The sequence below is a fragment of the Rhodococcus sp. WS1 genome (genome assembly GCF_003797745.1).
Taxonomy (GTDB): Bacteria; Actinomycetota; Actinomycetes; order Mycobacteriales; family Mycobacteriaceae; genus Rhodococcus_F; species Rhodococcus_F erythropolis.
Window position 1 is genome coordinate 633,507 of sequence record NZ_RKLZ01000003.1, and the last position, 22,315, is coordinate 655,821.

Annotated in this window: 16 protein-coding genes and 1 tRNA gene; 8 read left to right on the plus strand and 9 right to left on the minus strand. The window is 61.5% G+C overall.

From position 1 onward, the window contains the following. Nucleotides 1-95: 95 nt before the first annotated feature. From gltB to EEB12_RS27830, 4 genes are all read left to right on the plus strand, one after another. Nucleotides 96-4,574 carry a glutamate synthase large subunit gene (gene gltB / locus EEB12_RS27815; protein WP_141488886.1) on the plus strand — a complete coding sequence of 1,493 codons (4,479 nt, stop codon included), beginning with the start codon at nt 96-98 and terminating at the stop codon, nt 4,572-4,574. Continuing rightward, nucleotides 4,567-6,069 carry a glutamate synthase subunit beta gene (locus EEB12_RS27820; protein ID WP_020969747.1) on the plus strand — a complete coding sequence of 501 codons (1,503 nt, stop codon included), beginning with the start codon at nt 4,567-4,569 and terminating at the stop codon, nt 6,067-6,069. The genes gltB and EEB12_RS27820 overlap by 8 nt, the downstream gene beginning before the upstream one ends. An 82-nt stretch (nt 6,070-6,151) precedes the next feature. After that, nucleotides 6,152-7,570 carry a pyruvate kinase gene (gene pyk, locus EEB12_RS27825; RefSeq protein WP_003944038.1) on the plus strand — a complete coding sequence of 473 codons (1,419 nt, stop codon included), beginning with the start codon at nt 6,152-6,154 and terminating at the stop codon, nt 7,568-7,570. Next, nucleotides 7,571-8,452 carry an acyl-CoA thioesterase gene (locus tag EEB12_RS27830; protein WP_019748651.1) on the plus strand — a complete coding sequence of 294 codons (882 nt, stop codon included), beginning with the start codon at nt 7,571-7,573 and terminating at the stop codon, nt 8,450-8,452. 33 nt (nt 8,453-8,485) lie between these two features. Here EEB12_RS27830 and EEB12_RS27835 read toward each other — a convergent pair whose 3' ends face one another. Beyond that, nucleotides 8,486-8,989, minus strand: coding sequence for an SRPBCC domain-containing protein (locus EEB12_RS27835; RefSeq protein ID WP_003944006.1), 504 nt, complete (start codon nt 8,987-8,989; stop codon nt 8,486-8,488). A 278-nt stretch (nt 8,990-9,267) separates the two neighbouring features. Here EEB12_RS27835 and EEB12_RS27840 point away from each other — a divergent pair, with 278 nt between their 5' ends. Beyond that, the gene (locus EEB12_RS27840; protein ID WP_141488887.1) at nt 9,268-10,203 is read left to right on the plus strand and encodes a bifunctional 5,10-methylenetetrahydrofolate dehydrogenase/5,10-methenyltetrahydrofolate cyclohydrolase; all 936 of its coding nucleotides are present in this window, start codon (nt 9,268-9,270) and stop codon (nt 10,201-10,203) included. 166 nt (nt 10,204-10,369) lie between these two features. Here the strand turns inward: EEB12_RS27840 and EEB12_RS27845 are convergent, their stop codons facing one another. Both EEB12_RS27845 and EEB12_RS27850 read right to left on the minus strand, forming a co-directional pair. After that, on the minus strand, nt 10,370-10,984 hold the full coding sequence (locus EEB12_RS27845; protein ID WP_141488888.1) for a hypothetical protein: 615 nt from the start codon (nt 10,982-10,984) through the stop codon (nt 10,370-10,372). A 75-nt stretch (nt 10,985-11,059) separates the two neighbouring features. After that, nucleotides 11,060-11,136: transfer RNA gene (locus EEB12_RS27850), tRNA-Leu, on the minus strand. Nucleotides 11,137-11,243: 107 nt separating this feature from the next. Between EEB12_RS27850 and EEB12_RS27855 the strand changes: the two genes are divergently transcribed. Both EEB12_RS27855 and EEB12_RS27860 read left to right on the plus strand, forming a co-directional pair. Further along, nucleotides 11,244-11,861, plus strand: a complete 618-nt coding sequence (locus tag EEB12_RS27855) for an ANTAR domain-containing response regulator (RefSeq protein WP_003944029.1) — start codon at nt 11,244-11,246, stop codon at nt 11,859-11,861. A gap of 218 nt (nt 11,862-12,079) precedes the next feature. Further along, nucleotides 12,080-13,411 (plus strand): ABC transporter substrate-binding protein, encoded by a 1,332-nt coding sequence (locus tag EEB12_RS27860; protein ID WP_141488889.1) that lies wholly within the window; start codon nt 12,080-12,082, stop codon nt 13,409-13,411. Nucleotides 13,412-13,467: 56 nt separating this feature from the next. Here the strand turns inward: EEB12_RS27860 and EEB12_RS27865 are convergent, their stop codons facing one another. From EEB12_RS27865 to EEB12_RS27880, 4 genes are read right to left on the minus strand one after another with little or no spacing between them, the layout of a single operon-like run. After that, entirely contained in the window at nt 13,468-14,274 is an 807-nt protein-coding gene (locus EEB12_RS27865; RefSeq protein WP_007728720.1) for an ABC transporter ATP-binding protein, read from the minus strand. Continuing rightward, complete coding sequence (locus EEB12_RS27870; RefSeq protein ID WP_020907906.1) at nt 14,271-15,299, minus strand: ABC transporter ATP-binding protein; 1,029 nt, start codon at nt 15,297-15,299, stop codon at nt 14,271-14,273. The genes EEB12_RS27865 and EEB12_RS27870 overlap by 4 nt, the downstream gene beginning before the upstream one ends. Further along, nucleotides 15,292-16,281, minus strand: a complete 990-nt coding sequence (locus tag EEB12_RS27875; protein WP_003944088.1) for a branched-chain amino acid ABC transporter permease — start codon at nt 16,279-16,281, stop codon at nt 15,292-15,294. Before EEB12_RS27875 ends, EEB12_RS27870 begins: the two co-directional genes overlap by 8 nt. Before the next feature lie 5 nt (nt 16,282-16,286). Next, complete coding sequence (locus EEB12_RS27880) at nt 16,287-17,597, minus strand: branched-chain amino acid ABC transporter permease (RefSeq protein WP_037120375.1); 1,311 nt, start codon at nt 17,595-17,597, stop codon at nt 16,287-16,289. Between the two features lie 303 nt (nt 17,598-17,900). On the opposite strand from EEB12_RS27880, the gene polA reads away from it, so the two are divergent. Then, nucleotides 17,901-20,648, plus strand: coding sequence for a DNA polymerase I (polA, locus tag EEB12_RS27885; RefSeq protein WP_141488890.1), 2,748 nt, complete (start codon nt 17,901-17,903; stop codon nt 20,646-20,648). Between the two features lie 74 nt (nt 20,649-20,722). On the opposite strand, the gene trxA is transcribed toward polA, so the two are convergent. After that, nucleotides 20,723-21,094, minus strand: coding sequence for a thioredoxin (gene trxA / locus EEB12_RS27890; RefSeq protein ID WP_003944106.1), 372 nt, complete (start codon nt 21,092-21,094; stop codon nt 20,723-20,725). A 74-nt stretch (nt 21,095-21,168) separates the two neighbouring features. Then, complete coding sequence (locus tag EEB12_RS27895) at nt 21,169-22,164, minus strand: helix-turn-helix domain-containing protein (RefSeq protein WP_020969741.1); 996 nt, start codon at nt 22,162-22,164, stop codon at nt 21,169-21,171. Nucleotides 22,165-22,315 lie beyond the last annotated feature (151 nt).

The window sequence follows — 22,315 nt, forward strand, 5'->3', positions numbered from 1 at the left end:
TCGTCGTCAGGGGGTCACACTTTTCTCTCGCGACCTGCGGTTATGTGCTGATAAACTAACGAACGTCGGCTGCATGACCGTGTGGAGGTCGCCGAGTGCCGTTTTCTCGAATACCTGATCCTCGAGGCCTGTACGACCCCGATCAGGAAACCGATTCATGTGGTGTAGCCGTGGTAGCAGACACCTCTGGACGTCACCTGCATTCCATTGTCGACGAGGCGCTCGCGGTCCTGGCCAATCTCACCCATCGTGGCGCAGTCGGGCGCGAGTGCAACAGTGGTGACGGCGCGGGCATCCTTCTTCAGCTGCCGACGGAATTCTTCGACGCGGTGACCGCGTTCGAGCTTCCACCACCCAACGCGATGGGTGAGAACACCTACGCAGCCGGAAACTGCTTTCTCCCGGTGGATCAGGAAGCACGTCGGCGCGCGGTAGTTCGGATACACCGGTACGCAGCGGCAGAAGGACTGCGGATTATCGGGTGGCGGGAGGTCCCAGTCGACCGTGACTGCGTCGGAACCGTTGCCGCGCAGTGCGCTCCGTACATCAGTCAATGTTTTGTGACGTGCGCCGAGCCAAGAGATCGCAGTGTGGGCGGAATTGCCTTGGACCGACGAGTGTTCGCGCTCAGGAGACAAGTCGAGCGAATTCATTCGGCCGATGATGCGGTGTATTTCCCCTCGTTGTCCGCCCGAACCATCGTGTACAAGGGCATGCTCACGCCGACGCAGTTACCCGGTTACTTCACCGACCTATGCGACGCCCGAATGCGAACTGCCTTGGCGGTCGTGCACAGTCGGTACTCCACGAACACTTTTCCGTCGTGGTCACTTGCTCAGCCGTATCGCTGCATCGCTCACAACGGCGAGATCAATACGATTGTGGGAAACAGGAATTGGATGCGCGCTCGCGAGCCGATGTTGCGGAGCGCACTTTTAGGTGGGGACATCGATCGCATGTTTCCGATCTGTACCCCGGGTGGATCCGACTCTTCGTCGTTCGACGAAGTGCTCGAGTTTCTGACGCTCGGGGGCCGCACTATGCAGCACGCCATCGTGATGATGATTCCCGGTGCATGGGAGAACGATTCTTCGATGCCAGACGAGATGAGGGCCTTCTACCAATTTCACGCTTGCCTGATGGAACCATGGGACGGTCCGGCGTCGGTGACGTTCAGCGACGGCACTGTTGTCGGGGCGGTGTTGGATCGCAACGGTCTTCGCCCAGGGCGATGGTGGCGGATGAGGAACGGCCGTATCGTGTTGGCGAGTGAGAGCGGTGTGTTCGACGCTCCGACGTCCGAGGTGTTGGAGAAGGGGCGCCTCGAACCGGGTCGAATGTTCCTCGTCGACACCGCTCGCCGTGGCATCGTTTCCGATGCGGAGATCAAATCCGAACTCGCGAGCACAGCCCCCTACCGGGAATGGGTCGACGGGGGATTGGTCGATCTCGAGGAAATCCCGGAGTCGGCGCCTGCCCGAGGCGATCCGGCTCCGCTGTTGCAAAGGCAGCTGCTCTTCGGATACCAGGCAGAGGACTTGCAGGAAGTTCTCCTTCCAATGGCTCGCTCAGGATCGGAGCCGTTGGGATCGATGGGAGTCGACACACCTATCGCCGTTCTCTCGGATCGGCCGAAGGTGTTGTACGACTACTTCGTCCAGCTCTTTGCTCAGGTGACGAACCCGCCTTTGGACGCGATTCGCGAGGAAGTCGTCACTACGCTTGGTGTCACCCTCGGCGCTGAGCAGAACTTGTTCGAAGCGTCGGCGCTGTCGTGCCGAAGGATTGTTCTCGATAAACCGGTGATCGGACCGGGGAAGATGGCGAAGGTCGCCGAACTATGCGACGCAAGAACTCCGAGAAGCGCTGTCCTACGGGGAGGTTTCGATCCGAGAGGCAGTCTCGCCGAAGGCGTCGAGAGGCTTCGTGAGTGCGCCCGAACGGCCGCCGCAGCCGGAATCGAGATTCTGGTGATCTCCGACCGTGGATCGGGCCCTGAGCAGGCTCCCATTCCGTCATTGCTCGCAGTATCTGCCGTGCACCACGATCTGGTTCGGCATGGCCTGCGAACCAAGGTTTCCCTCGTCGTCGAGTCGGGTGACGCGCGCGAAGTTCATCACATCGCGCTGCTGATCGGCTACGGTGCGGCGGCTGTCCACCCGTATCTTGCTCTCGAATCGGTAGAAGCACTCAGCGAGCAAGACGAACTTCCCGGGATAGATTCGAAAATGGCATCGGACAACTATCTGAGAGCGGCAAATTCCGGCGTGCTCAAAGTGATGTCGAAGATGGGAATCGCTACGGTTCACTCCTACACGGGCGCACAGGTATTCGAGGCCGTGGGCTTGGGCCGAGGATTGGTCGACGAATACTTCTGCAACACACGAAGCCGGATCGGCGGGATCGGTATCACCGAAGTCGCGCGAGAAGTTCTGATGCGTCACGCGGCCACGTATCGTACGGTGCGGCATCGTCAGTTGAGCAGCAGTGGAGAGTTCCGGTATCGCCGCGGTGGTGAATTGCATGTGTTCACACCCGAGTCCGTGTTCTTCCTTCAGCATGCGACCCGGACGGGGCGAAGTGAGATGTTTCGTCGCTACAGCGATGAAGTCGATCGACTGAGTGCGCAGGGCGGAACACTTCGGGGGCTGTTTCGATTTCGGCGTGGGATTCGTCCGCCGATTCCGCTCCGTCAGGTCGAACCCGTCGAGTTGATTCTCGCTCGATTCAACACCGGTGCGATGAGCTACGGCTCCCTCTCTGCCGAGGCTCACGAGACGATGGCAGTCGCGATGAATGCTCTCGGCGGACGTTCCAACACCGGTGAGGGTGGAGAGTCACCGGAGCGGTTGCGCGACAACAAGCGTCGAAGCGCAGTCAAGCAGGTCGCGAGTGGGCGCTTCGGGGTGACCAGCGATTACCTGGTCAACGCCACCGACATTCAGATCAAGATGGCCCAGGGTGCCAAGCCCGGTGAAGGAGGGCAGCTTCCGGGGTCCAAGGTGTACCCGTGGATCGCGGAAACCCGGTACTCGACACCTGGAGTCGGGCTCATTTCTCCGCCCCCGCACCACGACATCTATTCGATCGAGGATCTCGCCCAATTGATCTACGACCTCAGATGCGCAAACGATCGTGCGCGGATACACGTGAAGTTGGTCAGCGCAGTCGGAGTCGGGACTGTTGCGGCAGGTGTGGCCAAAGCGCACGCCGACGTGGTGCTGATCTCCGGTCACGACGGCGGGACGGGGGCGGCGGCACTCTCGTCCATCCACCACGCTGGTACGCCCTGGGAGATCGGGCTGGCCGAAACTCAGCAGACCTTGGTGCTCAACGGGTTACGCGATCGGATCGTCGTCCAGTGTGACGGGGGTTTGCGCACGGCGCGGGACGTCGTCGTCGCCGCGTTGCTGGGGGCGCAGGAGTACGGGTTTTCCACGGCGCCACTGATCGCGGCCGGCTGCGTCATGATGCGGGTATGTCACCTCGACACCTGCCCCGTCGGAGTAGCGACGCAGAATCCCGAACTGCGAGAGCGATTCACCGGCCGGCCGGAGTACGTCGAGAACTTCTTTCGCTTCATCGCCGACGACGTACGACGTTTGTTGGCAGAACTGGGGTTTCGAAGTATCGACGACGCTCTGGGCCACGCAGACGTATTGGAAATGTCTCCGGCGGTGGCGCATTGGAAGAGTCGCAAGTTGGACCTCTCACCACTCTTCGACGTTCCGGCCGCGCCGACCGGCGCGGCCTACCCGCCGTGTGTACCTGTTTCGAGCGAACTCGAACGCACCCTGATCGAGTGCGCCGCGAACTCACTCGAGGACGCTCGACCCGTGCATATCGAACTGCCAGTACACAATACGGATCGGGCGGTGGGAACGAGGCTGGGCGCAGAGGTGACCAGACGTTACGGCGCCGTCGGGCTACCTCAAGGCACCATCGACGTCGTGCTCAGTGGAACGGCAGGCCAGTCACTCGGTGCGTTCCTGCCGCCCGGCATCTCGCTGGTCGTCGTCGGCGATGCAAACGATTACGTGGGGAAGGGGCTCTCCGGTGGACGAATCGCGCTTCGGCCGAGTGAGGACGCGCCCTTCGTGGCGGAGGATCAGGTGATTGCCGGCAATACGCTGCTGTACGGCGCTACGAGCGGTGCGCTGTATGCCAGGGGGCGTGTCGGGGAACGATTCGCAGTGCGCAACTCGGGCGCGGTCGCTGTGGTGGAAGGCGTCGGAGACCATGCGTGCGAGTACATGACCGGGGGTCGCGTCGTCATCATCGGTCCAACTGGTAGGAACCTTGCTGCGGGAATGTCGGGCGGAATTGCCTTCGTACTCGACGTGAAGGCAGAGAAGGTCAACGGCGACATGGTCGTTCTGGAGCGGCCTTCGGCGGAAGACTGCAGTCAGCTGGTCGAAATTCTCGGCGAGCATTTGGCTGCGACCGGCTCGCCCGTGGCGGCAAAACTTCTCGACGACTGGGTTGGCCAGAGTCCGAGATTCACCAAAGTTTTGCCTGTCGACTACCGGAAGGTCGTGGAAGAGAACGAACTGGTGGAGCCGGCTCATGCCTGACGCACGCGGGTTCCTCAACGTGAAACGATCCGGCTCACCGACCAGATCGACCGATGTGCGTGTCGGCGACTGGGCGTCGGTATACGAGTCGCTGGATCCCGTCGTGCGAAATCGAGACGTATCTGCACAGGCCTCGCGTTGCATGGACTGCGCTGTGCCGTACTGCCATTCGGCCGACGTGGGGTGTCCGCTCGGCAATCTCATTCCGGAATGGAACGACCTGGTTCGGCGTGGACGGTGGTCCGAAGCCTCGGAGAATCTGCATTCCACCAACAATTTCCCCGAGTTCACCGGACATCTGTGCCCCGCACCGTGCGAAACGGCGTGCGTTCTCGCACTCGACGACGAGCACACGTCGGGGGGTGTCACCATCAAGCGCATCGAACAGGCAATCGTCGACAACGCCTGGGAGTCGGGTTGGTTGGGGCCGCAGGCACCGGTAGTTCACAGTGGAAACCGTGTTGCAGTTGTCGGTTCGGGACCGGCGGGACTGGCTGCGGCTCAACAACTGACACGAGCCGGACACAGTGTCACGGTGTTCGAGCGGAGCGATCGGATCGGGGGACTGCTTCGCTACGGAATTCCGGAATTCAAGTTGCCCAAGGCCCTCATCAACCGGCGGCTGGACCAACTGACCGCCGAGGGGACCAGATTCGTCACCGACTGCGCCGTCGGAGTGAACGTGAGCGCGCACGACCTCTCGACGGAATTCGAGGCGGTAGTCCTGGCGGTCGGGGCTGACCGTGCCAGAGACACAGACGTACCGGGTCGTAGTCTTCGCGGAATCCATCGTGCGATGACGTACCTGCGTGCGGCCAACCACGAATGCGAGGGTGACGGAGCGTCGAGCATCTCGGCGCGAGGTAAGAACGTCGTGATCATCGGTGGCGGCGACACGGCCGCCGACTGCCTCGGCACGGTGCATCGCCAAGGCGCCCTCTCGGTGACGGAATTGGATTACCACGTCCCACCTCCGGCACGCCGCGATCGAGATCGCGACCCATGGCCGTTGTGGCCGCGGGTCCTACGCAGCTCGCCGGCAGACGAGGAGGGCAGTGACAAACGATTCCGATGGGCGGCGCAGGAATTTCTCGACGACGGTGGGGGTGCGGTCCGCGCAATCCGGATGGTTCCGGTAGCCGTGTCGCGGGGGACGAATGGACAACGGACCCTGGTGGAGACCGGCGACACGACGGATCTGGTGTGCGAGATGGTCCTGCTCGCTCTGGGTTTCGACGGCGTCGAAACCGCCCCACTGCTCACCGACCTTGATGTCGGCACCGATCCACTCGGCAGAATCGAGTGTGATGTCGGGTGGCAGACCCGGACACCCGGCGTATTCGTCTGCGGCGACGCGCATCGCGGCGCGTCGCTGGTCGTGTGGGCGATTGCCGAGGGACGGTCGGCCGCACGTGCCGTCGACATGTTTCTCACAGGCGAGTCGGCGCTTCCGGCTCCGGTTCATCCAAAGGCATTTCCGCTGTTCGTGAGCTGACCAACTGAATCGAGTAAGTACAGAAAGTGCAGGTCGCAAATGCCGGATAGAAGTGCGGTGGGGTAGCGACTAGGCTCGAGCCGTGAACCGACGGACAAAAATTGTATGCACACTTGGACCTGCGACAGCTTCTGGCGACCGCATCCGTGAGCTCGTGGAGAGCGGCATGGACGTGGCGCGCCTCAACTTCAGCCACGGCGAGCATGCCGATCACGAAGAAAACTACATTCGCGTCCGCGCCGCGTCGGACGCCACCGGAAAGGCCGTCGGTGTTCTCGCCGACCTTCAGGGGCCCAAGATTCGCCTCGGCCGATTCAAGGACGAGCGGACCACCTGGGCCAACGGTGAAGAGGTTCGTATCACCGTCGACGACGTCGAGGGAACGCACGATCGCGTCGGGACCACGTACAAGGAATTGGCGCGCGACGCCAAGGCCGGCGATCGACTGCTGGTCGACGACGGAAAGGTCGGCCTGGTCGTCACGTCCATCGACGGCAACGACGTCGTCTGTCGGGTCACCGAAGGCGGTCCGGTCAGCAACAACAAGGGCCTCTCACTGCCCGGTATGAACGTCTCCGTTCCAGCCCTGTCGGGCAAGGACATCGCCGACCTCGAGTTCGCTCTCAAGCTGGGTGTCGACTTTATTGCACTCTCCTTCGTTCGCTCACCGGCGGACGTCGAATTGGTTCACGCCATCATGGATCGAGTCGGGCGCCGCGTTCCCGTCATCGCGAAGCTCGAGAAGCCCGAGGCCATCGACAATCTCGAGGCCATCGTGCTCGCGTTCGACGCCGTCATGGTCGCCCGCGGTGACCTCGGTGTCGAGTTGCCGCTCGAGCAGGTCCCGCTCGTTCAGAAGCGCGCAATCCAGATTGCTCGTGAGAACGCGAAGCCGGTCATCGTCGCGACGCAGATGCTCGAGTCGATGATCGAGAACTCACGTCCCACTCGTGCAGAGGCATCCGATGTCGCCAACGCCGTTCTCGACGGCGCCGACGCAGTCATGCTCTCGGGCGAGACTTCGGTGGGCAAGTACGTCATGGAAACCGTTCGCACCATGGCCCGCATCGTCGAGGCCGTCGAGAACGAATCAACCCGTGTCCCACCGTTGACCCACGTCCCGCGCACCAAGCGCGGAGTCATCTCGTACGCAGCACGCGACATCGGCGAACGTCTCGACGCCAAGGCCTTGGTTGCGTTCACTCAGTCCGGTGACACGGTGCGTCGACTGGCTCGTCTGCACACGCCGCTGCCGTTGCTCGCCTTCACACCGCTGCCCGCGGTGCGCAGTCAGCTGACGCTGACGTGGGGAACCGAGACGTTCCTGGTCGATGCGGTGGCCACCACCGACGAGATGGTGCGTCAGGTGGACAGTGCGTTGCTCTCCCTCGGGCGGTACGTCAAGGGCGACCTCGTGGTCATCGTTGCCGGATCCCCTCCGGGAACTGTCGGTTCCACCAACCTCATTCACGTCCACCGTATCGGCGAAGAGGACCACTGAGTGACCCACGCGAACGCGTCCACCGACCTCGGTACTCTTCTCGGTCTGTTGGATCTGGAGCAGATCGGTGACGACGCGTTCCGTGGATACCACCCGAAACAGGTAGGTTCGCGGACGTTCGGCGGCCAATTGGTGTCTCAGGCACTGATGGCCGCCGGACGGACTGTCGATGGTGATCGCCCCATCCATGCCGTGAACGCCCATTTCATTCGGGGCGGAGATGTGAAGGCGCCTATCGAGTACCGGGTGGAGCGTCATCGTGACGGGAGGGCATTCGCCAACCGTCAGGTGACTGCCTATCAGGGTGAGAACGAATTGTTCGTGATGCTCGCGGCGTTCCAGGACTCCGGCAAGGGGCTCGACCATGCTGTCGAGATCCCGGATGTTCCACTTCCGGAGTCGTTGCCTCCCATCGGCGATCATCTGGTGGGGTACGAGGAAAAACTGCCGCATTTCAGTGCGGCGCTCAAGCCGATCGACATGCGGTACGCCAACGATCCGGCGTGGATCCTCAAGGGCACCGGCGAGAAACTCAACCACAATCGGGTGTGGATGCGCCCCGACGGTGATCTGCCGGACGATTCGCTCATTCACGCTGCGACGCTGGCATATTCGTCCGACACCACCGTGCTCGATTCGATTCTGACCACTCATGGTTTGTCCTGGGGTCATGATCGTATCGTCGCGGCGACGGTCAATCATTCGATCTGGTTCCATCGCCCGTTCCGGTTCACCGACTGGGTTCTGTACGCCACCGAATCGCCGGTCGCCGCAGGTTCGCGCGGTCTGGCAACCGGACGGTACTTCTCGGTGGAAGGACTGCTGTTGGCGACGGTGGTCCAAGAAGGAATGATCAGGCATTTCCCGCGTAAAGGGGAATGAGATGCGGGCCCGAGACTGAACTCGGGCCCAGAATCAAGCAGACTTGCGATATTGCGGTGAGAGTTCGTCGGCGCGGTCCCACGGAGACCAGTCGACTTCGCGTCCATCGAGTTGGGCCGCAACAACTTCCAAGCCCGCGTGCCAGCCGGCAGCGTGGGCGTACGCGGACTCTTCGTCTTCCATCGTGTGGGTGAGGGTCAGCCAGCAGCCGCCGGTGCCGTCCGGTGCCAGTTCCCAATGCAGAGTATCTGCGTCCCAGAGGAATTCGAGAATTCGGTGCGGGTGGACGCTGATGACCGTCCCGCGCGTCACGTGATCTGCGGGCAGTCCGAATCGCTCGACTTGTTCCGGGGTCACCTTGAACAGCAGATCCGCGCCTGGAGTGAGATTGAAATCGACGTCCGCCGGGAACCAGGCGTCGAGGTACTCGCGTTCCGTTATCACTTTCCAGACCTTGTCCGGTGCGTGCGGAATTGCCAGTTGGAAGCTCAGTGACACCCGACCGTCATAGGTCAGGTTTATCTTGCCGTTGTCCATCGGTGCCTCCAATGCTTGGTGCCCGTGCGGTTGCCCCCATCGTGCCATCTAATTGCTTAGGATGGAATAACTGCAGGTCAGATCGTTACCTATTGATAGGTTATGTCGATTTGTCTCGTTTTGAGAGCGGCGTTCCGGATGCGTTTCGTGGCAGTGAGACAAACGCGCGGTACGCTGACCACGCACGACTGGCGCGGGTGGGAATTACCACCGGGGAGTGCACATCGCGAGGCATCGACCGCCTGGGTGCTTCACACATCTTGTGTGAAGGGGGATTCATGTCTACCGAAGATCTGTCTACTGAAGATCTGTCTACCGAAAATCTGCCCAGCCAGAACGTGGCCGCTCGAATAATCGACGGACGCGCAATTGCCGATGCTGCGCTCGCGGACCTGTCAGTGCGCACGAGGCAGTTTCGTGATGAGACGGGGCACGTTCCTTGCCTGGCTGCCGTCATCGTGGGAGCGGACCCGGCCTCGAAGGCGTATGTACAGATGAAGGCCAAACGGTCTGTCGTCGTCGGAATGACGTCGCGGACGGTCGAACTCCCGGTGAGTACAACCACCGAAGAACTAGTCGACGTGCTGAGAGCGTTGTCGGCGGACCCTTCGATCGACGGCATACTGCTGCAACACCCGGTGCCAGGCCACATCGACGAACGGGCTGCGTTCGATGCCATCTCGGCCGACAAAGACGTTGACGGCGTTACCTCGGCAGCGTTCGCGGCAATGGCGTTGACGGGTGGGGGATTCGAATCATGTACACCGAGTGGCATCCTGCGCCTGCTCGACGCCACAGGCGTCGAACTCTCCGGAAAGCATGCTGTCGTGGTCGGCCGAAGCCCGATACTCGGATTGCCGATGGGAATGCTCCTTCTGCGTCGAGGCGCAACGGTGACATACTGCCATTCGCGAACCGTCGACCTGGCCGCCCACGTCGCCTCGGCAGACATCGTCATCGCGGCCGTCGGTGTTCCGGAACTGATCAAAGGGGCGTGGATCAAGCCTGGGGCAGTGGTGATCGATGCGGGGTACAACGAGGGCAACGTCGGAGACGTGGAGTACGCCGCTGCGCTCCCACATGCCGGTGCGATCACACCAGTGCCGGGTGGCGTCGGCCCCATGACGGTTGCCGTCCTGCTGGAACAAACACTGGCAGCAGCAGTTCGAGCAGCGGAAGTTCGGGCATGCAGTGAGAGTTCGGGCATGCAGTGAGAATCATGACAGTCGTGTTGGACCGGACCCAGCAATCGCCTCGGATCGATTGTGAGACCTCGGTTTCGAGACGGAGTATTCATCCGCCCCTCGATAACCGAACTACCGCGTCGAGCACCGCTGCGCTGGAATGGCTGAGCTGAGCGCGCAATTGGGTATTCGACAGTCAGCTGTCTGCCGTGGGGATGTCGATCATCAACTGGGACGGTGAATCGGATGTCGATACGGTGTATGCCGGACGGATGTCGACCGTGCCGACAAACGACTGCAGGATCGCACTGTTCCTGGCCGCACTGTCTATGCGCGTGATGTTTTCGCCCTCGTGAGATACGGAGTTGAGCGACGAATCCGATTGGACTCCCATCAGGTCGACTTGAAGTATCGATCGACTTCCGACGTCCACGACTGTGCTGTCACCCGCTCGGATTGCTTCGCTGACATATTCGGTTTTCCAGAACACTGATCCATTTCCGTCGAATCGGTAGGTGATTCGGGTGAAACCATCGTGATCGGTCACGTCGATCTCGGTCACGTCGACGCGCGGATTCGGTGAAGGGATCTCCGTGTCGTTCGGGAACGGAGCAAGCGTGGAGATCTCGGTTGGTGGGGCATCGATCGGGGGAGTGCCGACCTGAAGGGTGCCTGTCTGTGCTGCAGCATCGAGGACGGTCTGGGTGGAAGATTCGCCGGCAGTGTCGGATTGGTCGTCAGTCTGACACCCGGGGAGCAGCGCGAAAACAGATATGGCTCCGAGCAGCGCAATCAGGCGACGACCGTTCATGGATCGAATCTAACTGCGGTCGATCTGGGGTACAGCCGAATGCCGAAACCTTGCGGTACGGCCAACTGCGGCAGGTGGTGCCCTCGGTGAGACTCGAACTCACACTGGACGGGTTTTGAATCCGTTTCCTCTGCCAATTGGGATACGAGGGCTTGTTGCGATGACTACATTAGAAGATGCGATTTCAATGTCAAACACCGGTACCCTCTAATCGTTCGCGTCTCGTGTCGGGGCGGTTCGATGGAGGAGGATGGTGGCCATGAATTCGCCGCAGCCGCAAGGCAATCAGCTCGCACCCCGTCGTGTTGTCGTCGCTGAAGACGAGGCGTTGATCCGCATGGATCTGGTCGAGATGCTCCGCGAAGAGGGCTACGACGTCGTCGGTGAGGCCGGTGACGGGCAGGTTGCGGTGGAGTTGGCCGAGTCGCTCAAGCCTGATCTGGTCATCATGGACGTGAAGATGCCCAGGAGAGACGGCATCGACGCCGCTTCGGAGATTGCCGCCAAGCGGATCGCTCCTGTTGTCATTCTCACAGCGTTCAGTCAGCGCGAGTTGGTCGAGCGCGCACGCGATGCCGGCGCCATGGCTTACTTGGTCAAGCCGTTCTCGATCAGTGACCTCGTTCCCGCTGTCGAATTGGCGGTCAGTCGTTTCCGCGAGGTGACGGCGCTCGAGCGTGAGGTCGCTGATCTTTCCGACCGGCTCGAAGCACGCAAGCTGATCGAGCGAGCCAAGAGTGTTCTGATGGTTCGCCAAGCGCTCACCGAACCTGAGGCGTTCAAGTGGATTCAGCGCGCCGCGATGGATCGGCGCTCCACGATGAAGGCGGTCGCACAGGTCGTACTGGAAACTCTGGGCGGTGAACCGGACGCTTGAGCAAAGTGTCCGGGTTATCCGGCTGCACTGAGTGGCTGCGTCGACCGTCGAAACGTCGCGCAGCGCTACAGCCGTGTAAACACTGTGCGCCTTCAGATAACAGTCAGGTCACAGGGCTTTCTTGAAGGATCGCGAAACGGTTCCAAGGTCTAGCGTCTGATCCCACAGCGAGCGCCAGTTCGGGTGGCGCGAGCACCGGCTGATCTTAGGAGCGTGGGATGGCTAGACGAACACTTGTGCGTACTGCTGCAGTTCTCGGCGCGGCATCACTGGCACTTGCAGGCTGTAGCTCGGACAAGTCGGATGACTCGTCTTCGAGTGGCTCTACGTCCGGCGCTTCTGCCGCGACGACATCCGTCACGACTGATTGCACCCCGGAGCAGGCCAAGGCCGGCGCCACCCCGTCCACGGAAGCGCTGCGTATCGGCACGCTTCTTCCTGACACCGGCAGCTTGTCGTTCCTCGGGCCGCCGATGGTCGCGGGCACCCAGCTGGGAGTCAACGACGTCAATGCTGCCGGAGGCGTTCTCGGCCAACCGGTCCAGCTGATTCCCGGCGATTCGGGTGACACCACAACGGACACCGCCAACACCACCGTCGACCGCGAATTGGCTGCAGGCACTCAGGTCATCGTCGGCGCCGCGTCGTCCTCGGTTTCGCTCAAGGTGATCGACAAGATCGCCAGCGCAGGCGTCGTGATGTTCTCGCCGGCCAACACCTCGGACCAATTCGTCTGCTACCCCGACAAGGGCATGTACTTCCGCACCGCTCCGACGGACGTACTACAGGCTCAGGCCGTCGCACAGCTCATTTCGGACGACGGTGGTCAGCGCGTAGCGATCATGGCCCTCAACGACCCGTACGGGACGGGTCTGGCGGACAACATCGAAAAGAATCTGATCGATTCGGGCGTCCCCTCCGATCAGATCGAGAAGATCATCTACGACCCGAACGCGCAGTCGTTCAACTCCGAAGTCGATCAAGTCAAGAACTTCAATCCGGATGCAGTGGCATTGGTGGGCTTCGAGGAGTCGGCGAAGATCATCACGCGCATGCACGAAGTGGGCATCGGCCCGTCGGACGGAATGGCGATGTACGGCGTCGACGGCAACATGGGTAACGCGCTCGGCGAATCCGTGGCGAAGCCGTTGCTCGACACCATGCAGGGAACCACGCCCCTGACGGACGTCGGAGCTGCCTTCCAGGATCGTCTGAAGGCTGTGAACCCCTCTCTGATCGACTTCAACTACGCCGGAGAGTCGTACGACGCGGTGGTGATCTCAGCGCTCGCTGCCGAGCAGGCGAAGTCGACGGCCGGTACCGACATCGCAGCCAACATCAACAGCGTCACCGAAGGCGGCACCAAGTGCACGTCCTACGTCGAGTGCCTGCCGTTGGTGAAGGCGGGAACCGACATCGACTACGACGGCATCACCGGTGAGTTGGACTTCAACGATTCGGGAGAACCGTCCATCGGTTCGTACGGAAAGCTCAAGTTCGGCCCTGAGAACACGCTGACCACAGGAGGATTCGTGGTCGTGGGCAAGTAAGCAGCCAACGAGAATGGGCCAGGGTCGCAAGACCCTGGCCCATTCTCGTGTCTGTTCTACTTCTCTTTGCTGCCAGCGAGCGTTCCCAAGTACAACTCGATCACCTTGGGGTCGTTCATCAGATTGGCGCCGGTGTCGGTGTACGCGTTCTTACCCTGATCGAGTACGTAGCCGCGGTCGCAGATCTGAAGGCAGCGGCGCGCGTTTTGCTCGACCATGATGACCGAGACACCCGCAGCATTGATCTTCTTGCAGCGGATGAACACCTCGTCCTGGAACATGGGGGACAGGCCCGCGGACGGTTCGTCGAGCAGCAGCACCGACGGATCCATCATCAGGGCCCGGCCCATCGCGACCATCTGGCGTTCGCCGCCGGAGAGTGCGCCGGCCTTCACCTTTCGTCGTTCACTCAGAAGAGGGAAGAGTTCACTCACGAAGGCGAATCGTTCCGCGAATGCCTTGGGCCGCAGATAAATGCCCATTTCGAGGTTTTCTTCGATGGTCAGAGTCTGAAAGACGTTCTGTGTCTGAGGGACGTACCCGACTCCCTTCTGAACGAGGACGTGAGCGGGCGCAGACGTGATGTTGTCCTCGCGTAAGGTGACCGACCCTTCGCGTACCGGTATCAGTCCGAACAGTGATTTCAGGAGTGTCGATTTGCCTGCGCCGTTCGGTCCGATGATCCCGACGATTTCCCCTTCCTTCAGGAAGAAGTTGCATTCACGCAGGATGTTGACGCCGGGAATGTAGCCCGCGACGAGGCTGTCGGCGCGGAGCAGGGCACCTGCCGACAGTCGCTGATGCTCCTCGGCCGTCGCGGCGAACTCTGCAGGCGTGAGTGAACGTGCGTGGTTCTCGCTCATGGCTTCTCGTGCCTTCCGCGCGGTTCCTCGGGACTCGATTCCAGCGTCGCGGCGAGATCGGCCGGAAGGCTGTCGACGTCGGGTTCCGACAGGTCCCCGCCCGACTCGAGGGTTTCGACCTCGGCTTCAGCCAGGGCGGCGGCCAGAACGGCCGTCTCGCCCACCGGATTTCCGTTGTCGTCGAACTCGAGGGCCTGGTCATGGTGGCTGCCCAGATATGCGTCGACGACGGCTGTGTTGGACGAGAGTTCGTCCGGGGTGGATTCGGCGATGACGCTGCCCTGCGCCATGACCACCACCCAATCGCTGATATCTCGGATCACGTCCATGTCGTGCTCGACGAACACGACCGTCATTCCGTCGTCGCGCAATGATTTGATGTGTCCGAGCAGGCTTTGCGTCAGAGCAGGATTGACCCCCGCCATCGGTTCGTCGAGCATCACCACCGAGGGCGAGGTCATGAGTGCGCGAGCCATTTCGAGCAGTTTGCGCTGCCCACCGGAGAGTGAACCGGCGAGGTCGTCTGCCTTGGTGTCGAGTTTGAATCGTGCGAGGAGTTCGTTGGCGCGTTCGGTGATCTCGCGTTCCTGGCCTTTCCAGATCCACGGAACGAGGGATGCAAAAATGCGTTCACCACGTTGGCCGGTGGCACCGAGACGTACGTTGTCCAGCACGGTGAGTTTGGAGAGCGCCTTGGTCAACTGGAACGTCCGTACCACTCCTTTCCTGGCTACCTGGTGGGGATACATGCGGCCCAGCGATTGACCGTCCATCGACCACGTACCGGTGTCCGGCCGGTCGAAACCGGTGAGGAGGTTGAAGAGCGTCGTTTTTCCGGCACCGTTTGGACCGATCAGACCTGTGATGCACCCTCGTTGAATCTCGAGGTGATCGACGTCGACGGCCTTGAGACCGCCGAACGTCCGCGAGACGTTGTCAGCGACCAGTACCGGGTCGGGTTTCGCCGATCCGGGAAGGTGAGGAACGTCGGCAAAGATCTGTGCTCTGGTATCGGCGTCAAGCATTGAGTTGCACCTCCCGCTTGTTACCCAGTATTCCCTGCGGTCTGAAGACCATCAGGAGAGCAATCATCAATCCGAGCAGGACATACCTGGTGGCCCCGACTTGCTGTTCCGTGAGTGAAAGCAGCGGATTTTCGCCGGAGATCGCCTGACGCAGCAAGGCATCAGGGATGGCGAGGAGGAACCAGAACAACATTGCGCCGACCACCGGGCCGAATACCGTTGCCGCCCCGCCCAGAATCAGTGCGCCGAACGCGAAGAACGTCTGCGCGGTCGAGTAGAAGTCCGGGTTGATGGACTTGGTCTGCAGGGCGTTGAACACACCGGCCAGGCCACCGATCACGCCGCCGAGAACCAGAGCCTGCATCTTGTACACGAAGACGTTCTTGCCCAACGATCGCGCTGCGTCCTCGTCTTCGCGTACCGCCTTGAGGACGCGCCCCCACGGACTGTGCGTCAACAAGTAGACAAATCCGCACAAGATCAAGACCAGCGTCCACCCCACGACCATCGACCAGAGGTCGTCTCCGTAGAACTTCACGCCGAGAAATGAGTACTGCTTGGCCGAGTCGAAGGGGCTCAGTGCGGTGAACGGGTCTGCGAAACCGAACAGGCCATTGGTGGAACCGGTCACCGAATCCGACGCGGTCGAGCGGAAGATCAGACGCAGGATCTCCGACGCGGCGATGGTCACGATGGCGAGATAGTCGGCGCGCAGACGCAGCGTCGGGATACCCAGCACGAGCGCGAGGAGCCCGGCTGCGGTAAGACCGACGAGGATGCCGAGCCACAACGGCTGGTCGTAGGTCACGGTCATGATGCCGACGCCGTAGCCGCCGAGGAGGGCAAAACCGATCTGACCGAAGTTGAGCAGTCCGGCGTAGCCGAAGTGCAGGTTCAGCCCGATTGCCAGCAGTGCGTAGAAGATTGCCGACGGCCCGATCAACTGGGCGAAGGAAACCTGGAAAGCTCCCATGATGTCCATGTTCGTCACCCGATCCTTTGTCTGGATCCGAGGATGCCCTGGGGGCGAACCACGAGGATCACGATCAAGACGAGAAGTCCGCCGATGTATTTGAGATCGGGGTTGATGATGAGCGTCGAGAGTTGGACCAGAAGTCCCACGATGACGCAGCCGAGTAGCGCCCCGTACGCGGTTCCCAGACCACCGAGGGTGATTCCGGCGAACATGAGCAGCAACAGTTTGAAGCCCATTTCCCACTGGACGCGTCCGCCGAGTTCGGAGATACCGAACAGCACACCGCCGAGGGCGGCCAATCCGCCGCCGAGCCCCCAGACGAACATGATCACGCGCTCGACGTTGATACCGGACGAAGCGGCGAGGTCACGATTGTCGGAGACGGCACGCATGGCCTTTCCGATGCGAGTCTTCTGCAGAAGCAGTGCGACGCCGACCAGGACGACCAGACTGACGATCATGACTATCGCGTTGGCGTCGGTCAGTGCGATCGGGCCCCAGTTCTTCTCGACCTGGCCCTGGTAGTCGTCGAACGGTTCGGCGCGGTCGGAGAAGAAGATCAGGATCAAGTAGCGCAATGAAATCGCGAGACCGATCGAGACCACCAATTGTGCGATCAACCCGGTCTTGCGCTTACGCAGTGGTTTCCAGACGATTCCGTTGGTCAGCAGGCCGATGCCGATGCCGACGAAGATCGCGAGGATCGTGGCGGGAATCAGCGGAACGCCGAAGGACGTGTTGATCACCCAGGCAGCTACGGCTCCTAACGTCACCATCTCGCCGTGAGCGAAGTTGGTCAGGCCAGTGGTGCCGTAGATCAGGCTCAAACCCACACCGGCGATCGCGATCACGAGGCCGAACCGCAGACCGTCGACCGTCGTGCGGATCAGCTTCTCGCCGAAGCTGACATTCGAGGCGGTACGTACCTCGCCGAACGAGAAGATCACGGTGTTCGCGCGGCCGGCCACCACCTCGCGTTCGACAGCGGCTTGCACACTGACCCCGTCGGGAAGTGTGTCGGCAACGATCTCGAAGGTGTAGGTGCCCGGTGCCACGGCCAGTTCCCAACGGCCGTTCGATGCCGATTCTCCGGTGGCGACTTCCGTACCGGAAGAATCGAGCGCACGGACGGTGACGCCCTCGAGGCGTGTGCCGCCGTTGTTGAGATTGCCGCTGACGGGGACAGCGTTGTCGGGAACCGGTGCTGTCGGTGTTGCGGATGCTGTCGGGGTCGGCGGTGTAGGGGAAGTGGTCGGTTCCTGAGCCGAAGCAGTTCCGGCCAGGCTGAGTAATGCGAAGAACGTCAGTAATGCAAAGGCCAGTAGTCGGCTGAGTGTCGCGAGGGTCTGCCGTTTCACTACGGGTGGGGCCACGTACGTCCTCCGAGCGGGTCGGGAATAGCGCGTCTGGACAAAGGTGCCGCGCAGCACAGGGATTGTTTCGTTGCTGCGATTTCCGGACTCTAACGGCTCCGTTCGCTTCAGATGGGGTTCTGAGATTTCCGGGATGTTTCGGTTCCGTATCGAAGGCCGAAGGCTGCATCAATTGTCCGATTCTTGTGTGTGTTCCTGCGTAAACAACGGCGAAGGCGTCGATGTCGGTCGCGATCCCTAGACTGATGAACCGTGAGCCCCGCAACCACAACTCGGTCCAGCACGTCCACCGCTTCAGCCGGCACCACCGGCAAGGCGGACGATCGCCCTCTTCTGATGCTTCTCGACGGGCATTCGTTGGCATTTCGCGCCTTCTATGCGCTGCCTGCAGAGAACTTCAAGACACACAGTGGGCAGGCCACCAACGCGGTGTACGGCTTCACGTCGATGTTGATCAACCTTCTTCGTGACGAGCAGCCCACCCACTTGGCCGCGGCTTTCGACGTGTCGCGTCAGACGTTTCGCGCCGACCTGTTCCCCGAATACAAGGCGCAGCGCGCGAAGGCTCCGGACGAATTCAAGGGCCAGATCGACATCACCAAGGACGTTCTCGGCGCGCTGGGCATCCCGGTCATGGCCGAGGAAGGTTTCGAGGCCGACGACGTGATTGCCACGTTGACCACGCAGGCGGAGGCACTCGGATACCGGGTTCTCGTCGTGACCGGCGACCGCGACTCGCTGCAGCTGGTGACCGACAACGTCACTGTGCTCTACCCGAAGAAGGGTGTCTCGGAGCTCACCCGATTCACGCCGACGGCCGTCGAGGAGAAGTACAGCCTCACTCCGTCGCAGTATCCGGATTTTGCTGCCCTGCGCGGCGACCCGAGTGACAACCTCCCCGGTATCCCCGGCGTCGGTGAGAAAACCGCTACCAAGTGGATCCGTGAGTACGGTGACCTGCAGGGACTGGTAGACAACGTGGACAAGGTCCGCGGCAAGGTGGGCGACTCACTACGAGAGAACCTCGCAAACGTCCTGCTCAATCGTCAGCTCACCGAGATGGTTCGCGACGTTCCGTTGCCGTACACGCCCGAGCAGTTGGTCTTGGCCCCGTGGGACCGCGAGAAGATTCATGCGTTGTTCGACGATCTCGAGTTCAAGGTTCTCCGCGATCGACTGTTCGCGACCCTGTCGTCGTCCGAGCCCGAAGCAGAGGAAGGGTTCGAGGTCAGCGGCGACGCACTCGCCCCGGGTGCGGTTGCCGCGTGGCTCGACGCCCACGCGCGAACCGGTGAGCGTCACGGCGTCACGGTGCTCGGAACCAGAACTCCGTTTGCCGGCGACGTCACTGCACTCGCGATCGCGGCCTCCGACGGTGAATGTGCGTACATCGCGGCGTCGACGGCAACACCGGAAGACGAAGCAGCTCTCGGTGATTGGCTCGCCGATGCATCGCAGCCGAAGGCGCTGCACGAAGCCAAGTGGGCGATCCATGCTCTGCGTGGGCGTGGTTGGACGCTCGGTGGACTGACCAGCGACACTGCTCTGGCCGCATATCTCGTCCGGCCGGGCCAGCGCAGCTTCAATCTCGACGATCTCTCGCTCCGCTACCTCAAGCGTGAACTGCGCGCCGAAACATCCGGCCAGGAACAGCTTTCACTGCTCGACGACACCGAACAGCTCGATGCCGAAGCAGCCGAGACCGCGATGCTCAGCGCTCAGGCCGTTCTCGACTTGGCAGCTGCACTGGACACCGAGTTGGAGTCGATCGAGTCCAAGTCGCTCCTCTCCGACATGGAACTGCAGTTGACGATCGAGCTCGCTCAGATCGAGGCCACCGGCATCGCCGTCGACAGCGCGCATCTGCACGATCTTCAGAGCCGTTTCGCCTCCCAGGTCGCTGACGCCGCAAACTCCGCCTACGAGGTGATCGACAAGCAGATCAACCTGGGTTCGCCGAAGCAGCTGCAGGTGGTCTTGTTCGAAGAACTCGACATGCCCAAGACCAAGAAGACGAAGACGGGCTACACCACCGACGCCGAGGCGTTGCAGGGTCTGTTCGACAAGACAGGACACCCGTTCCTTGAACACCTTCTCGCGCATCGTGATGCGACGCGTATGAAGGTGACCGTCGACGGTCTTCTCAAGGCCGTGGCCGAAGACGGTCGCATCCACACGACGTTCAACCAGACGGTTGCCGCGACCGGGCGTCTGTCGTCGACCGATCCGAACTTGCAGAACATCCCGGTGCGAAACGACGCGGGGCGCGAGATTCGCGACGGATTCGTAGTCGGGCAGGGGTTCGACGTTCTGCTCACTGCCGACTACAGCCAGATCGAAATGCGCATCATGGCGCACGTGTCAGGCGACGAGGGGTTGATCGAGGCATTCAACACCGGTGAGGACCTGCACAGCTTTGTCGGCTCGCGCGCATTCGGAGTTCCGATCGAAGAGGTCACTCCTGAACTGCGTCGCCGGGTCAAGGCGATGTCCTACGGTCTGGCCTACGGGCTCAGTGCCTACGGATTGGCGTCGCAGCTGAAGATTTCGACCGAAGAAGCGAAGCAGCAGATGGATGCGTACTTCGCTCGTTTCGGCGGCGTGCGGGATTACCTCCACGCGGTGGTCGAGCAGGCACGTAAGGACGGCTACACCTCGACGCTCTACGGTCGTCGTCGCTACCTGCCGGACCTCAACAGCGACAACCGTCAGCGTCGTGAGGTGGCCGAACGTGCTGCCCTGAATGCGCCGATCCAGGGCACCGCAGCCGACATCATCAAGGTCGCGATGATCAATGTTCAGAAGGCTCTCGCCGAAGCCGGATTGAAGTCGCGCATGCTGTTGCAGGTGCACGACGAATTGGTGCTCGAAGTGGTCGCCTCCGAGTTGGAGGAAGTCACCGCACTGGTCAAGGACAAGATGGCCACAGCCATCGAGTTGTCGGTACCCCTGGACGTTTCGGTGGGAACCGGTCGAAGCTGGGACAGCGCGGCTCACTGAGTCGGCGTCAAGACAGTGTGGCTACGAAAAGAGCGCGCTCCGAATCGAATTCGATTCGGAGCGCGCTCTTTTCGCTATTCAGCTGAAGCGGTCTGCTCTGCGATCTGCTTGCGGACCTCGTCCATGTCGAGTGCCTTGACCTGAGTGACGAGCTCTTCGAGCTGAGCGGCGGGAAGAGCGCCGGCCTGGTTGAACACGAGTACGCCTTCGCGGAAGGCCATGATCGTGGGGATAGAGCGGATGTTCGCGGCCGCTGCGATTCCCTGCTCGGCCTCGGTGTCGACCTTGGCGTGAACGACGTCGGCGTGCTTCTCCGAAGAGGCTTCGAACGTCGGTGCGAACTGGCGGCACGGGCCGCACCAGGAGGCCCAGAAGTCCACGAGGACGACGTCGCTGCCGTTGATCGTTTCGTCGAAGTTCTGCTGGGTGAGTGTCTGGGTGGCCACAGGGGTCCTTTCCATTGTGCGGGCTGTTGGTGTGTGCAACGCCCCGGAACCGCTGATTCTTCCCTGAGCCGATTTCAGCTTGCGTTCTCGGTCGCCCGAAACGTCCGGCGGTAGGCCTGGGGCGTGGTGCAGCGAAGCCGGATGAAGTGCTGGCGAAGCACGGCGCCGCCGCCGAAACCGACGCGTTCCGCGATGACATCGACGGAGAGGTCCGAATTCTCCAGGAGTTGCTGGGCGGCCAGTACTCGCTGATCGCTGAGCCAGCGGGCGGGAGTTGTTCCCGTTTCCGCTTGGAAACGGCGGGCAAATGTGCGAGCGGACATGTTCGCTCGGGCCGCGACCATTCCGACAGTGAGGTCGAGGGCGAGATTCTCCGTCATCCAGTCGAGGAGTGGGGCAAGGGTTGCACTCGGCGTCGAGGTGAGGGGAGTGGCGACGTACTGGGCCTGCCCACCGTCACGGTGGGGTGGCACCACCATCCTTCTCGCGATGCCGTTGGCGACACGAGAACCCTGTTCCTTTCGCACGATGTGCAGGCACAGATCGATTCCTGCCGCGGTGCCTGCGCTGGTGAACACCGGATCTTCGTCCACGTACAACACGTCCGGATCGACCTTGGCTTCCGGATACGTCTGGGCAAGCCTCTCTGCGTGCCGCCAATGCGTCGTGCATCGCCTTCCGTCCAGTAGTCCAGCCGCGCCGAGGACAAACGCTCCGGTGCACAGGCTCGCCACCTTGGCGCCCCGGGCTACGGCCTCGTTGAGTTTCACCAGCAGGGGATCGACACTCGAGTCGGGACTCGGTGAGCACATGTACGCGTCGCCGGCGTCGTAGGTTCCGCCGGCGGAAACGACGATGAGGTCGGCGTCGTCGAGAGAATCGAGGTTGTACGGAACATCGATGTTGTAACCGAACCGCGTTCGGATCGGGCCCGGAACTGCGGCGATCAGCGAGAAGTCGTACGTGGGGAGGCCGTCGTCGGATCGGTCGAAGCCGAAGACTTCACATGCCACGCCGAGTTCGAACGCCTCGGTCATCGGCATCAGTGGGACCACCACTTTCGCGAGCATCTTTCGAGTGTGACAGAAAAACGGGAAAGTGGCAGAAAATCGTCCAAGTCTGGCTTTTCTGCCACTACTGCCACGTGGGACATTCCGTCAGGCTGGACACATGGCAATCATCGTCGTCAGCCTCTTGGTCCTACTGGTCCTGAACGTACTA

Bases quoted from the DNA above. Each gene is read 5' to 3' on its own strand.
- EEB12_RS27875 (WP_003944088.1), bottom strand. From the start codon at position 16,281: ATGGACATCATGGGAGCTTTCCAGGTTTCCTTCGCCCAGTTGATCGGG.
- EEB12_RS27895 (WP_020969741.1), bottom strand. From the start codon at position 22,164: ATGCTCGCGAAAGTGGTGGTCCCACTGATGCCGATGACCGAGGCGTTC.
- EEB12_RS27845 (WP_141488888.1), bottom strand. From the start codon at position 10,984: ATGAACGGTCGTCGCCTGATTGCGCTGCTCGGAGCCATATCTGTTTTC.
- EEB12_RS27855 (WP_003944029.1), top strand. From the start codon at position 11,244: ATGAATTCGCCGCAGCCGCAAGGCAATCAGCTCGCACCCCGTCGTGTT.
- EEB12_RS27860 (WP_141488889.1), top strand. From the start codon at position 12,080: ATGGCTAGACGAACACTTGTGCGTACTGCTGCAGTTCTCGGCGCGGCA.
- EEB12_RS27840 (WP_141488887.1), top strand. From the start codon at position 9,268: ATGTCTACCGAAGATCTGTCTACTGAAGATCTGTCTACCGAAAATCTG.
- EEB12_RS27865 (WP_007728720.1), bottom strand. From the start codon at position 14,274: ATGAGCGAGAACCACGCACGTTCACTCACGCCTGCAGAGTTCGCCGCG.
- EEB12_RS27820 (WP_020969747.1), top strand. From the start codon at position 4,567: ATGCCTGACGCACGCGGGTTCCTCAACGTGAAACGATCCGGCTCACCG.
- EEB12_RS27835 (WP_003944006.1), bottom strand. From the start codon at position 8,989: ATGGACAACGGCAAGATAAACCTGACCTATGACGGTCGGGTGTCACTG.
- EEB12_RS27870 (WP_020907906.1), bottom strand. From the start codon at position 15,299: ATGCTTGACGCCGATACCAGAGCACAGATCTTTGCCGACGTTCCTCAC.